At 57.0% G+C, this 13507-nt stretch carries 15 protein-coding genes and 1 pseudogene; 5 read left to right on the top strand and 11 right to left on the bottom strand.

Annotated elements, in window-relative coordinates:
- Positions 1 to 45 precede the first annotated feature (45 nt).
- Both AC2FIT_RS10445 and ppk2 read left to right on the top strand, forming a co-directional pair.
- Positions 46 to 504, top strand: a complete 459-nt coding sequence (locus AC2FIT_RS10445; RefSeq protein ID WP_224891452.1) for an Lrp/AsnC family transcriptional regulator — start codon at positions 46 to 48, stop codon at positions 502 to 504.
- A 378-nt stretch (positions 505 to 882) separates the two neighbouring features.
- Complete coding sequence (ppk2, locus tag AC2FIT_RS10440; protein ID WP_068338352.1) at positions 883 to 1800, top strand: polyphosphate kinase 2; 918 nt, start codon at positions 883 to 885, stop codon at positions 1798 to 1800.
- Positions 1801 to 1854: 54 nt separating this feature from the next.
- Here the strand turns inward: ppk2 and AC2FIT_RS10435 are convergent, their stop codons facing one another.
- Both AC2FIT_RS10435 and rpsU read right to left on the bottom strand, forming a co-directional pair.
- Positions 1855 to 2982 carry a CAP domain-containing protein gene (locus AC2FIT_RS10435; RefSeq protein ID WP_496829179.1) on the bottom strand — a complete coding sequence of 376 codons (1128 nt, stop codon included), beginning with the start codon at positions 2980 to 2982 and terminating at the stop codon, positions 1855 to 1857.
- Between the two features lie 475 nt (positions 2983 to 3457).
- A complete protein-coding gene (gene rpsU / locus AC2FIT_RS10430) occupies positions 3458 to 3664 on the bottom strand; it encodes a 30S ribosomal protein S21 (RefSeq protein ID WP_005614280.1) in 207 nt (68 codons plus the stop codon).
- A gap of 110 nt (positions 3665 to 3774) precedes the next feature.
- On the opposite strand from rpsU, the gene AC2FIT_RS10425 reads away from it, so the two are divergent.
- Both AC2FIT_RS10425 and AC2FIT_RS10420 read left to right on the top strand, forming a co-directional pair.
- A complete protein-coding gene (locus AC2FIT_RS10425) occupies positions 3775 to 4467 on the top strand; it encodes a COQ9 family protein (protein WP_496829177.1) in 693 nt (230 codons plus the stop codon).
- Between the two features lie 55 nt (positions 4468 to 4522).
- Positions 4523 to 5509: an NAD(P)H-quinone oxidoreductase gene (locus AC2FIT_RS10420; RefSeq protein WP_496829175.1), complete on the top strand. Its 987-nt coding sequence runs from the start codon at positions 4523 to 4525 to the stop codon at positions 5507 to 5509.
- Between the two features lie 32 nt (positions 5510 to 5541).
- Here the strand turns inward: AC2FIT_RS10420 and AC2FIT_RS10415 are convergent, their stop codons facing one another.
- A complete protein-coding gene (locus AC2FIT_RS10415; RefSeq protein ID WP_496829173.1) occupies positions 5542 to 6399 on the bottom strand; it encodes a DUF2189 domain-containing protein in 858 nt (285 codons plus the stop codon).
- A 192-nt stretch (positions 6400 to 6591) separates the two neighbouring features.
- Between AC2FIT_RS10415 and AC2FIT_RS10410 the strand changes: the two genes are divergently transcribed.
- Entirely contained in the window at positions 6592 to 7575 is a 984-nt protein-coding gene (locus AC2FIT_RS10410; RefSeq protein ID WP_496829171.1) for a quinone oxidoreductase family protein, read from the top strand.
- 50 nt (positions 7576 to 7625) lie between these two features.
- On the opposite strand, the pseudogene AC2FIT_RS10405 reads toward AC2FIT_RS10410, so the two are convergent.
- The 8 genes and pseudogenes from AC2FIT_RS10405 to AC2FIT_RS10370 all read right to left on the bottom strand — a co-directional run.
- Positions 7626 to 8081: pseudogene (locus tag AC2FIT_RS10405) on the bottom strand (outer membrane protein); the annotation flags it as partial.
- Positions 8082 to 8719: 638 nt separating this feature from the next.
- Positions 8720 to 9193 (bottom strand): YHS domain-containing (seleno)protein, encoded by a 474-nt coding sequence (locus tag AC2FIT_RS10400; RefSeq protein ID WP_496829169.1) that lies wholly within the window; start codon positions 9191 to 9193, stop codon positions 8720 to 8722.
- A 176-nt stretch (positions 9194 to 9369) separates the two neighbouring features.
- On the bottom strand, positions 9370 to 9660 hold the full coding sequence (locus tag AC2FIT_RS10395) for a hypothetical protein (protein WP_496829167.1): 291 nt from the start codon (positions 9658 to 9660) through the stop codon (positions 9370 to 9372).
- Entirely contained in the window at positions 9657 to 10262 is a 606-nt protein-coding gene (gene plsY / locus AC2FIT_RS10390; protein ID WP_496829165.1) for a glycerol-3-phosphate 1-O-acyltransferase PlsY, read from the bottom strand. The genes AC2FIT_RS10395 and plsY overlap by 4 nt, the downstream gene beginning before the upstream one ends.
- Positions 10262 to 11542: a dihydroorotase gene (gene pyrC / locus AC2FIT_RS10385; RefSeq protein ID WP_496829163.1), complete on the bottom strand. Its 1281-nt coding sequence runs from the start codon at positions 11540 to 11542 to the stop codon at positions 10262 to 10264. Before pyrC ends, plsY begins: the two co-directional genes overlap by 1 nt.
- Complete coding sequence (locus AC2FIT_RS10380) at positions 11539 to 11925, bottom strand: hypothetical protein (protein WP_496829161.1); 387 nt, start codon at positions 11923 to 11925, stop codon at positions 11539 to 11541. Before AC2FIT_RS10380 ends, pyrC begins: the two co-directional genes overlap by 4 nt.
- A complete protein-coding gene (locus AC2FIT_RS10375; protein ID WP_496829160.1) occupies positions 11910 to 12428 on the bottom strand; it encodes a hypothetical protein in 519 nt (172 codons plus the stop codon). Before AC2FIT_RS10375 ends, AC2FIT_RS10380 begins: the two co-directional genes overlap by 16 nt.
- Complete coding sequence (locus tag AC2FIT_RS10370) at positions 12425 to 13360, bottom strand: aspartate carbamoyltransferase catalytic subunit (RefSeq protein ID WP_496829158.1); 936 nt, start codon at positions 13358 to 13360, stop codon at positions 12425 to 12427. Before AC2FIT_RS10370 ends, AC2FIT_RS10375 begins: the two co-directional genes overlap by 4 nt.
- Positions 13361 to 13507: the final 147 nt, after the last annotated feature.

The raw sequence follows: 13507 nt of genomic DNA, 5'->3' as shown, positions 1-13507 counted from the left end.
AAAAACTCCGCTAATCTAACGAAAACCTGCAAAGGACTTGCGTCGATGATACTGGATGCGACAGATAAAAAGATTCTCGCAGCACTTCAGCGGGATGGTCGCATGTCGAATGCCGAACTGTCCGAGCAGGTAAACTTGTCGCCCTCAGCGTGCCATCGGCGGGTTCAACGGCTGGAGGCTGACGGCTACATCCGGAACTACGTCGCGCTGCTGGACGCACGCAAGATGAACGTCCCGACAACGGTATTTGTCGAGATTACGCTACAAGGGCAGGCCGAGGAACTTTTGGACGCGTTCGAAAAGGCAGTCGCCCGAATACCAGATGTGCTTGAATGCCATCTTATGGCGGGAACGGCTGATTATATTTTGAAGGTTGTCGCGGAAAACACCGAGGATTTTGCACGTATACACCGGCAATACCTGTCGCGGCTACCGGGGGTGGCCCAGATGCAAAGCTCGTTTGCCTTGCGGACTGTTTTCAAGACCACGGCCCTTCCTGTGTAAGGTCAATCTCGGGCCGAAATGGTAAGAAAGGCAACAGATGAAAGCGTCAACCCGAAGTGTATGAGGGCTAGCCGCAAAAAATCAGGCCCGGCTCGTTCCCAACTTCAACAAGGGCCATTGCCGTGGTCTGCCTGTGTTTTTTGGCTGGGTCCAGGGCGCACTGATGCCAACCCGCTGGCAATGCGTCAATTCTAACGCTTGCATCCCTTGGCGTGTCGGCTCAAGTTTACTAAAAGACTAATTTCCGTTTTGCATCACCTTGACCCCGCAACCACTGCGGTTTCGCTTGGGAGAGGCTTTCATCAAGTCTTCTGATGACATCAGGCAGTTACGCGCGTGGTGTACGGTTCTGACCCGATAGACGATAAGGAAAAGATCTTGGTTTACGAACGCAATGATGGCCCCAAAGACTGGCTGGAAGCCGAGTTGGAAGACACGCTGGACGAAGATTTTGAGATCGAATTCAGCGAACCCATGCTCTCGATGGAAATCCGCAAGATCTACAGGGATCAGCACCCGGACATGCTGGACCGCAAGGTCTATTTCCGCAATCTGCTGCGATTGCAGGCCGAACTGATCAAAGTTCAGGATTGGGTGCAGCATACCGGGGCCAAGGTTTGTATCCTGTTCGAAGGCCGCGACAGTGCTGGCAAAGGTGGTGTGATCAAGCGTATCACCCAGCGCCTGAACCCGCGTGTTGCGCGCGTTGTCGCCCTGCCCGCGCCCAGCCGTCGAGAACAGAGCCAGTGGTACTTTCAACGTTACGTTCCGCATCTGCCCGCAGCCGGGGAGATTGTTCTGTTTGATCGGTCTTGGTACAACCGCGCCGGGGTGGAACGCGTAATGGGTTTTGCCTCTGACGACCAGGTTGAACAGTTCTTTCAGGACGTTCCCGAATTCGAGCGGATGCTGGTTCGGTCAGGGATCATCTTGCTGAAATATTGGTTCTCGATCACAGACGAGGAGCAGCAACTGCGCTTTCTCATGCGCATTCATGATCCGATGAAACAGTGGAAACTCTCCCCGATGGATCTGGAATCGCGCATCCGTTGGGAGGCTTATACAAAGGCCAAGGAAGATATGTTCTTCCGCACTAACATCCCAGAGGCGCCTTGGTACATCGTTGAAGGCAATGATAAAAAGCGCGAACGTCTGAATTGTATCGAGCATCTGTTGACCAAGATTCCATACACGGATGTGCCGCAGGAAAAAGTCAATTTACCGGATCGTAAGTACAACCCTGATTACGAGCGTCGCGTTCTACCGGATGAACTGCACGTGCCCAAAATCTATTGATCAAAAAAACACCCCCCGGAATCGGGGGTGTTTTGTGTCAAATCGCCAGCAAATTCAGAACAGAAAATGATCCATCGTCAGGTCTGCAACTCGTGTATCTTCCAGAGTTAGAGAGTTTCCTGCGCCGTCGTCGATAATCACATCTCCGCGCGATTCTGAAATGTGGTTGTTCATCAAATCGCTGTACCCGGTGATGGCGGCATTCAGGCTTAAGTCGATGTAATCCTCATCGGTGAAATCCGTCACGGTGTCCGGCCCGATGGTGAACACAAACGTATCCGAACCGGAACCGCCGGTCATGGTGTCGATGCCGCGCGCCCCGATCAGGGTGTCGTCGTCATCGCCGCCGATCAGTGTGTCGCGGCCGCGTCCGCCCCGCAACACGTCATCGCCAGCACCGCCTTGCAACCGGTCGGCGCCCATGCCTGATTGCAGCCAGTCATTGCCCGTGGCACCCTTCAACAGGTCGACGCCCTGGCCGCCAAGTAGGGTGTCATTGCCGCCATAACCGCTGAGAGTGTCATCGCCGAGCCCACCAATCAGGGTGTCACGGCCATTTCCTCCGCCCAGAATGTCATCGCCATCGCGACCTTCCAAGGTGCCGGCCTGACCTGATTTCAGGATAAACCAGTCATCCGACGCATCGCCGATGGTGCCAGCGTCCACGGCCTCTTGGCCCGGTTCGGTTGGGGTCGGTGCAGGGGTACTTCCACCCGAGCCACCAGTATCCAGATCAAGCTGCCCCGAGGTGCGGGCGAAATTCTGGGTCACGATGATCGCGTCCCAACCTTCGAACTTGCCAACCTCGATGCCAATACCGACCACGGTGACATTCGGATCAAGGATGTTCGCCCTGTGGCCCGGGCTGTTCATCAGGCTGTTGTGCAGGTTTTCAACGTCGTCCGATAGTCCGGGTGCCCCCCGGACGCTTTGCCACGCGATGTTTTCGGTCGCGCGCCAACTGCCGGAAAAGTCAAACCCGGCCGCATCCATGCGCTGCGACGGGCTGGAGCCGCCCTGGCCGGTATGACTGAACGTATCGGTGTTCAGCATCCATTGACTGTGGTCTTCCGCGGCCTCATTCAAATTCAATTCAAGCCGGACAGGGGGAAGTCCGGCCTGCGCGCGCTCTGCATTGATCAATGCGAGCATCTGCCTTTCTAGTTCGCTTGCGGTTGACATGATTCTGCCTCCAAAGAATTGCGTTATTTTGCGGCGACATTAATGGCGAGAATTTGGCGGGATACAGACGCAATCTGGGCCGCTGGCCTCGTCGGCGAATTGCTACCGCCCTATTTGCCTTTGTGTGCAAAAAACTGCGCATGCGCAGTGTCAACGCGTTTGAGGGACGCCATTGCGGCACCCTGCGGGCCTAAGAGGCTGTCCGGCAAAATCCATCAAAAGGCCGAGGTCGAGCTGCATAAGGCTTGAAGGAATTTCGATTGCGCCACGGGTTGGGCCGGTATGTTTACGGGTGCCGATGATAGGCGTCCAGGTCTTGCGATCATCGGCAGGGTCACCAAACCGACCTTCCGGATTCAGCCGGTTTGCCCGTGGGCGATTCAGCGGGCTACAACCGGTGTCTAAAACGACAAACCCCCGGGCAGGGCCTCGGGGGTCGTCAAATAGTGTCATCCAAAGCTGGACGAGACGGGTCTTAGAGCAGACCTTCGCGCTGGGCTTTCTTGCGTGCCAGTTTACGGGCACGGCGGATCGCTTCAGCTTTCTCGCGCGCTTTTTTCTCGGACGGTTTCTCGAAATGTTGCTTCAGCTTCATTTCACGGAACACGCCTTCGCGCTGCAGCTTTTTCTTCAGGGCACGAAGCGCCTGATCGACGTTATTGTCGCGAACACTAACCTGCATGTGGTTGTCACCACCTTTCTAGATAGAGTTGCAAGGAAATTGCAGGAGTTGGCCGTATAGCAAAGCTGGCCTATCTTGTCTAGTACTGGCCCCGAGAACCGGAGAACCCCATGACTGTCACCTACGAAGATGCCAAGCAACAGCTTTTGGACGCGATCTTGATGCACGTCCCCTTTGATGGCTGGTCCGAAAACAGCTTTCGCGCCGCGGTAGTCGATTGTGATCTGGATCAGGGTCTGACGCGGGCAATTTGTCCCCGTGGTGCGGTTGATCTGGCACTGGCCTTTCATGCCCGTGGCGATGCCGCGATGGTGGAACGACTCAATACCACCGATCTGAGGGAACTGAAATTCCGTGACCGCGTGGCCGCAGCCGTACGCTTTCGGCTTGAGGCTGTTCCCGACAAAGAGCTGGTTCGTCGCGGGATGACGCTTTTTTCTCTGCCAAGCCATGCGGCCGATGGAGCGAAGGCGCTTTGGCAGACCTGTGACCTGATCTGGGACACGCTGGGCGATACGTCGGATGATGTGAACTGGTACACCAAACGAGCAACCCTGTCGGGGGTCTATTCTTCGACCCTACTGTTTTGGCTGGGCGATGATTCTCCGGATCATCAAAAGACGTGGGAGTTTCTGGACCGTCGCATCGACAATGTGATGCAGATCGAAAAGCTCAAGGCGCAGGTAAACGGCAATCCGCTGCTCAAACCCCTCCTTGCGGTGCCGAACTGGTTTGCCAGTCAGGTAAAGCCGCCAATCAGGATGAGGGCTGATCTGCCCGGAGTTTTGAACACGAGAAAGTAACTGTCTGGGCCTTCTGTCACTACCCTGATAGGCATTGGGCAAAGGAGATTTGCCAATGACCCAGACAATGCGCGCTGTTGAGATCACCAAGCCCGGAGGACCGGAGGTTCTGCAGGTGACAGACCGTCCAATACCCGAGCCAAAAAACGGTCAGGTGATCCTCAAGATCGCTTATGCCGGCGTGAACCGCCCGGATGCGTTGCAGCGCGCAGGAGCTTATGATCCGCCGCCGGGGGCGAGCGATCTGCCCGGGCTTGAGGCTTCGGGAGAAGTGGTCGCAGTAGGTTCCGGCGTTGAAGGGCTTTTTTTGGGTGATCAGGTTTGTGCGTTGTTGCCGGGCGGCGGCTACGCCGAATACGTGGCCACGCCTGCCGCACATTGTCTGCCGGTGCCGGCGGGGATGGGCATGAAAGAGGCCGCGTGCCTGCCCGAGACATTCTTCACCGTCTGGTCCAACGTCTTTACCCGCGGTGGGCTCAAGGCTGGTGAGCGGTTTCTGGTCCACGGCGGCTCAAGCGGGATTGGCACCACGGCAATTCAACTGGCCCATGCCTTTGGCGCCCGCGTTTTCACCACTGCCGGGTCGGATGAGAAATGCGAGGCCTGCTTAAAACTTGGTGCCGAGCGCGCAATCAATTACCGGGATGAGGATTTCGTCGCGGTTATGCGGGCTGAAGGGGGTGCAAACCTGATCCTTGATATGGTGGGCGGTGACTATATCCCGCGCAACGTAAAAACTCTGGCCGAAGACGGTCGGCTTGTTCAGATTGCCTTTCTGCAAGGTTCAAACGTCGAGTTGAACTTTGCGATGATGATGGTCAAGCGCCTGACCCTGACCGGCAGCACCCTGCGTCCGCAAAGTGATTTGGCCAAGGCAAAAATCACTCGGGACTTACACGAGGCGGTCTGGCCGTTGCTGGAGGCAGGGAAGGTCGCCCCCGTCATGGACAGCGAATTTGATCTGGGAGATGCCTCGGCCGCCCATGCGCGAATGGAGAGTTCAGATCATATTGGAAAGATCGTTTTAAAAGTCTCAGGTTGACAGAGTGCGCGGGCTGGTACCGCGCAATTTCCTCAAGTCACAGCGCGGCGGTACAGGTGCCAGGTTGCATGGCCAAGTACCGGCATGACCACGATCAGCCCAAGCAGCATCGGAATGGCACCGGCAATTAACATGACAGCAACGACGAGACCCCAGGCCAGAATGACCCTTGGGTTATGTCGAAGGACACGGACCGAGGTCACAACCGCCACCGGAAGCCCGACTTTACGATCCAGCAAAAGCGGAAAGCTGACGACACTGATCGCCAGCGCGACCAGGGCAAACAGAAACCCTACCGCGTTGCCAAAGATGATCATCGTCCAACCCGCACCGGTGGTGAATACTTGCGCCACGAATGCGCTGAAGGATATTGGCAAATCTGGGCCTAGCGTGTGGACATAGATGCTCTGCGCAACCATGAGCCAGACCAACAGCCAGATGACCAGATAAAAGCCCAATAGCAGAATTGCACCGAATGAGGGTGAGCGGAAGACACCGAAGGCGTCCAGCCAATGCACATCGCCCCCTTGTTCTCGTTTGCGGCTGATTTCATACAATCCCACCGCCGCAATGGGGCCAATCAATGCAAAGCCCATGATCAGCGGTGCAAGCAATGGCACCATGTTCTTGTTCAACCCAAAGCCAAACATGAGCAGCCCTGCAATCGGGTAGATCAGTACGATGAAAATGGCATCTGCCCGCGTTTCCAGAAAATCGTTGTATCCTGCCCGCAGGCAATCCTTCAGGTCTTGCATTGTCAGCGTTTGCACCACCGGCATTTGCCGCGTATCCGCGCTGCCGATGCGGTTCACGCTTTCCGCAATGTGATCGCTGGTCGCGCCGATGTTCTTGGCGGCCCAGCTGATCGGGTTTCCAATCGTTTTCGCCATCGATATCCCCTCCCGTAGCGTATCAGCGCAGCAGAGTGAATCCGGCACGGGTTGCCCTTGGCCGGACCAGCCGGCAACGCCCGATGGTCATTATACCACATTTTTTCGCCTTTTGGTTGCTTGATGCGAAACAGAGCCGATTGCCCTGATTCTCAGGCGTGTTAGCTTGGTCGCAGGCAACAGGAGGTCAGCATGCATCAAACGGCAAGAACCGTCGTCATTCACGAACACGGCGGCCCGGAAGTATTAAGGATCGAAGACCGGCCGCTGGGCGATCCCGGTCCCGGAGAAGTTCGTATCCGTCACCATGCTTGCGGGTTGAACTTTATTGATGTCTATCAGCGCTCCGGACTTTATCCGCTGGATCTGCCGCATGCCTTGGGCATGGAAGCCGCAGGCGTGATCGAGGCCGTGGGCGAAGGCGTGACTCACCTGGAACCCGGCCAGCGGGCGGCATATGCAGCGGCCCCTCCCGGTGCCTATTGCGAGGCACGGGTGATGCCTGCTGCGCAGGTGTGCCCTTTACCCGACGAGATTGGATTTGACGCAGCGGCGGCGATGATGCTCAAGGGGATGACGGTCGAATACCTGTTTCACCGCACCACGCCATTAAAACGCGGTGACACCGTCCTGTTTCACGCAGCGGCTGGTGGCGTGGGGCTGATCGCCTGCCAATGGGCCAAATCCGAAGGTATCACTCTTATAGGCACCGCCGGAACCGATGAAAAATGCAGTCTGGCGCAATTCAATGGCGCAGCCCACTGTATCAATTACCAGACCGAAAACTTTGCTGAACGAGTGGCCGAACTTACCGGGGGCAAAGGCGTGGACGTGGTGATGGATTCAATCGGGGCGGATACCTTCAGCGGGTCACTGGACTGCCTCAAGCCCCTTGGGATGATGATATCGTTTGGCAATGCCTCGGGACCGGTGCCGCTGATCGATCTGGGAATATTGGCCAAGAAAGGGTCGCTCAAGATCACGCGCCCGACTCTTTTTTCGCATATCGCCGATCACGTTGTCTGTCAGGCGATGGCGCGGCGGCTATTCGGCAAGGTCGAGGGTGGAGAGGTGAAAATCCACATCGACCAGCGCTTTCCGCTGGAACAAGTGGCCGACGCCCACCGCGCGCTTGAGGCGCGCCAAACCACCGGTAGCACGGTTCTTGAGCTTTGAGAAAAGACCCGGCCTGTCGGCGCCGGGCCGGTTTTCAACCGCTTTTCCGATCAGAACCGATAGGAGGCGCGGATTTGAACCGTGGTCGCATCCACGTCGACCCCTGTTGAGTCAAAGTCGTTGAACTCGTGATAAAGGATTTCACCGCCGACACTGATATTCGGGGCGATAATCTGTTCGTAACCTGCGCCGAAGAACCAGCCGTCATCGCTGCCAAGGTTGTCGGTTCCGGCCCTGGCGTAACCGCCGATACCATACAAAAGACCTTGCGGAATCACGTTGTAACCGGCGCGGGCTTTAATGCGCCAGACGTCCTCGACCTCGACGCCCGGCGTCAGTTCGATACTGGTCCAGTCATAGTCGAACCCACCACCGACGACCCAGTCACCCAGATCGACATCATAACCCAGAATGATACCATCGATAAAACCGCCACCGTCTACGTCGGATATATTGGTATCAATATCAGCGTAACCAATTTGTGCGCCGCCGTAAAACCCCGTCCAGTCGCCCGAGGCCTACGCCATCGCCGACCCAGCAAACACGGTTGCCACGCGGAAGCGAATAAAACTTTACCTGCCATGTCGTAACCTTTCGTTCTGACAAATTCATTTCGGAGAGTGACGTTGGTTATTATGTGTTCGTGCCTGACACCCGATCTTGGATCGAAATAGCAGTCCAGGCAGCGGTCCGGTTTCTAAAAGCACAGCCTTGACCTGAAAATGGGTGGTCTGTGGAGTGCGTCATGAACACGTTTAGAGAATGTAAGATTGCATGGTTATGGTTTCAAACAGAGTTGGGTGAAAACGTTGCCTTTCACTGGCCGTTTGGCTGAGTAAGCAAATTGTTGCCACGGGTATGTCCGGAACGGTCGGATACATTTTTGTCGTGTACAATAAAAACTTATGCGCACGCTCAGCTGATGGAGTGTCAAATGCGTTGGGATGGCAAATGGAAACCAAGAATCGAACCTGCCGCAAGGCATTTCGGGATTAGCGCGATTGAAGCTATTCGATCAATCGGTACAAGTGCACGTTTTCCGAATCAAGTTGGATTTTGCTCAATGCGCCGGGCCGTGTTGTGTACCGAAAAAGAAAAGGCGGCGAGGTGACTCGCCGCCCAATGCTTTTCAAACTCAGCTGATTTACTGCTGCAGTTCAGCCGGATCTTTGTCAGCAATGGTTTCCCAGTTTGCGCTGGCTTTTTCGATGAAGCCCGGGACGTCGCCTTCCCAACGTTCCTGAATGTCCTTGGACAGGTTCAGGTACAGTTTGTTGTCAACGATTTTCCAGTATGTCGGGTCACCGTCGAACTTGAAGCCCATGGCCGCGCCGAATGCGCAGTAACCGCCGTATGCAGGCAGGTAAGCTTCCGGGTTGGCTTCGAACGCCGCTTTGTTTTCTTCGGTTGCAAAACGGTACAGAGCGTCGTTGTGCAGTGCGGAGATGCGGTAGTCACCTTTGGTCGGTGCGCCTTCGGTGAAATAGGCAACCGGGTCATAGCCCTGCATTGCAAGACCGGTCGAGCTTGCGTTCAGTTCAACGCCTGCAGCCATGGCCGAGCTTGCGATTGCGACGGACAAGGCAACCCCGCCCAGGATGGATTTGAACTTGTTCATTTGTTTCACCTTTCGTGAACTTAGGCACCCTTTGCCGCCGGAATTGCGGCTGGTGCCCCTTTGGATTTTTTTTCATGTGCGGTCAGCAATTGCCCGGCACGCAGCCTACTTGGGCAGTGATCCCTTCACGTTCAAAGCAATCAATTGTGATTGTGTGGTAACAAAGATTGAACTGTTCAAATATGCACAGAATCAGCTTGCCGATCGGGTCTGAAGCCCAGCACAAATTTGACCACTTTTTCTGCGGGCATCTCGCAGGGGCGCAACAGGGCACCGCTGTTGCGAGTCAAGTAGAGGTTCAGGCTGATGTAATCGTTGCCGCCAAGCTCATGAGCGACCAGCTTTTGGGATTTGCCCCCGGCCAGTTCCGAACGGCTTATGACATAGCGCTTACCATTGCTTTGGCCGGTAGACGACCCCGCGGGAATCGCGAAAAAGGCACTCAGAAAGGTATCAGGGGCGTTCAAGATTGACCGATCTTTGGTTCAGTGCCGGCCTTGATCCGCATAAGGTTGGCCCGGTGACGCCAAAACACAAGAACGGTCAGCACGATACTCAATGCAAGGGCTGAGCCATCCGTCAGGGACAGGACCCATACAGCTGACATCGCAGCGGCCACCAACGCACCCAGCGAGGAAATCCGCCATATTGCAGCCGCAACCAGCCACGTCAGGCAGCAGGCCACCCCAACACGCCAGTCGAGTGCGAGCCAAAGGCCAAGAAAGGTTGCCACGCCCTTGCCGCCCTTGAACCCCAACCAAACCGGAAAACAATGACCCAGAAACGCGGCCAGTGCCGCGATCTGCGCGGCGTCCTCCTGGGCCAGCGCACGGGCCAGCAAGACGGCGATTGCGCCTTTGGCGGCATCGAAAAGCAATGTCATCGCAGCGGCGGGTTTGTTCCCGGTGCGTAATACGTTGGTTGCACCGATATTGCCCGATCCGATGCTGCGCAAGTTACCCAGCCCCATGACCCGTGCGATAATCATGCCAAACGGGATTGAACCCATCAGATAGCCGAGTATTGCCCAGAGGAGCAACTGGGTCATCGAACTGTCAATTGACGGCATCAGGATCTCCGGTACACTTCTTGCCCAGCGACATAGGTTGCGGTGACCTTACCCTGCATCCTTTGGCCGTCAAACGGTGTGTTCTGCGATTTCGATTTTAGCGAGAAACGGTCCAGTATAAACGGCACGTCCGGGTCGAACAGTACCAGATCGGCAGGTGCGCCTAGTGACAACCGACCGCTCTCCAGACCCAACCGCTTCGCTGGATTCAAGGCCATGGCCCGGAACAGGGTGGGTAGGTCTAGGTACCCCGCATGGTAGAGCCGCAGCACTGCGGGCAGTAACGTTTCAAGCGCCACCGCGCCCGAGGCAGCCTCTTCAAACGGTAGGCGTTTGCTCTCTTCGTCCTGTGGTGTGTGCATTGAGCTGATCGTGTCGATCAGGCCGGACCGCACAGCCTCAATCACGGCGAGCCGGTCGTCTTCGGACCGCAGCGGCGGCTTGACCTTGAAGAAGGTGCGATAGTCGGCCACGTCCAGCTCATTCAGGGTAAGGTGGTGAACTGAAGTCCCGGCAGTGATGTCCAGCCCGTTGCGCTTGGCGCGCTCCAGCGCGGGCAGGGCGCGGGCGGTGGTGATCTGATCGGTGTGGTACTTGGCGCCTGTCATCTCAAGCAAGGCGATGTCTCGATCCAGGCCCATACGCTCGGCCATGGGCGAAACAGCTGGCAAACCGCGCAGGGTTGCGAATTTGCCGCTGGTTGCGGCAGCGCCGCTGCTGAGCGTTGGCTCCTGCGGATGGGCGATGACCAGCGCACCGCAGGATCGCGCATAGGTCAGCGCGCGGGAAAACACTTTGGTATTGGTGACCACGTGGTCGCAATCGGTAAAGGCAACCGCACCGGCATCTTGCAGAAAGCCGATCTCGGTCATCTCGCGCCCTTCACGGCCCTTGGTCAACGCCGCCATCGGCAGCACGTTGACCGGCGAGTCCGACTGTGCGCGTCGCGTGACAAATTCCAGGCTTTCAGGGGTGTCGATAGACGGAGTGGTATCGGGGCGGGTGACGATCGTGGTCACACCCCCGGCAGCCGCTGCAAGACCTGCGGTTTTATAGCTTTCCTTGTGCCTCTCACCGGGCTCACACACTTTGACGCCGATATCGACGATTCCGGGTGCAAGGCATTTCCCACCGCAATCAATGGCCTTGGCCTCGGTGGTCGGGGAATTGCCTTCACCACGCGCGGTGATCCGGCCATTAGTCACCTGCAGCCAACCGGGGCTGTCCGTGCCGGTTTCTGGGTCGATCAGGCGCGCGTTGGTAAAGATCAGGTTGGTCATGCCATGGCCCTTTCGATGGAGGCTTTGGTAGCGGCGGGATTGGCCTGATACTTGATCAGATGTTTGTCGCCGCTTTTTGTGACGATCTGGACAAAGCTTCCCATGGTGTTGACGGCCTCAATCTGGGTCAGCGCCACTTTGCGCGGGCCAGGGCCGGTGAGGGCGGTGTCGGTCATCTCCCACGTGGCGACCAGCTCTTCGGATGCCAGATACCACGCGCGCAGGCCGATGGCCGCAAGGCCCGCGGGCGCGCCGGTCCAGGGATAGGGGTTGCCGATCAGCCAAAGCACAATCATCGCGCCCGCCATGGCGACAGCGGCCAACCACGTGTTCGTGCGGATATAGGCACCCTTGTCGGGGGCAAAGATCACAGGATCAGCCATAGGGCACCTCCGACTGCCAACAGAACTACCAGCGCAACAATGGCTGAGCCGACGCGGCGGGGTTTGTCGTATTTCGGCGCGGTTTGAGGGGCAGAAAACGGCTTGGCGCTTTCTGTTTCAATCGGATCACCGGTCCAGTTGGTCGCTTCTTCGGTGTAGAACCCGATCAGGCGCAAGCGGTTGTCCGGGGTCAGAGTGGCCGCACGCCCGCCGAACGCAGCGCTTCGAACCACCATCACCCAGCCTTCAATTGCCTCAAGCCCTTCATGATCCAGCTGATCGGCAACCACACCGCAGCCGTCGTTCAGATAGCCAAAAAGCCCAAGGTCTTCGAGGTCCGATACGGGAAAAACGTCGATCTGACCTGAATCCAGCCCCTCAACGCCTAAGACCTGATCGGCCGCGCCGGGTTCGCGCAGGAACTTCGCCTCTTCAGGGCGCATATCCAAAGAGAAAACGCGGATCACACCGCGTTCATGGGGGGCAATGGTCAGCTTGTTCATGCCGCCTCACGCAGGTTGCGGGCCAGCAGTTCCATCGCGGCCATGCGGACGGCGACACCCATCTCGACCTGGTCTTGAATAACGGATCGATTGATGTCGTCGGCCAGCGTGCCATCAATCTCAACCCCGCGGTTCATCGGACCGGGATGCATGACGATGGCGTCGGGCTTCGCCAGCGCCAGCTTGGCGGCGTCCAAACCATAGCGATGGTAGTACTCGCGTTCCGAAGGGATAAAGCCGCCATCCATACGCTCTTTTTGAAGGCGCAGCATCATGACCACATCGACGTCTTTAAGACCTTCATTCATGTCGTCATAAACCTCGGCACCGAAATTGGCGAAATGGCCGGGGACTAGCGTTGGCGGGCCAATCAGGCGAATGCGGTTTTCCATCTTGCCCAGCAGAATGAGGTTCGAGCGTGCCACGCGGGAATGTGCAACATCGCCGCAAATGGCGATGTTCAGACGGTGAAGACGACCCTTGGCACGACGAATGGTCAGCGCGTCCAGCAGCGCTTGCGTCGGGTGTTCGTGCCGCCCGTCGCCCGCGTTCAGAACCGCACAGTTCACTTTCTGCGCCAGCAGATCGACGGCACCGGAATGCGGATGGCGCACCACCAGCAGATCGGGATGCATCGCGTTCAGTGTCATGGCGGTGTCGATCAGCGTCTCGCCTTTTTTGATCGAGCTGGCCTGCATCGCCATATTCATCACATCTGCGCCCAACCGCTTGCCCGCCAGTTCGAAACTGGCCTGCGTGCGGGTCGAGTTTTCGAAGAACATGTTGATCTGTGTCAGCCCCGATAGCACATCAGATCGTTTTGTCGATTGCCGGTTCAGGTCGACATATGTTTCAGCCAGATCCAGAATGGCGGTAATATCGGATTGCGACAGGTGCTCAATGCCAAGAAGGTGACGATGGGCGAAACGCATGGGCGGGCTCCTGTCTGACAATCGAACCGCTTATAAGAAGCTGCAGAGGCCGAGGCAACCTACGGTTCGGCTCCTTCCGGCAGTTTCTCGCATCCGCCATCGGGCAGGCATTGCTCGCCGGGTTTGCACCATTTGGCATAGCCGCAG

It is taken from the genome of Ruegeria sp. YTSA135 (assembly GCF_059610165.1).
Note: the sequence above shows the minus strand (reverse complement) of the source record. Positions and strands in the feature narration are given on the sequence as shown.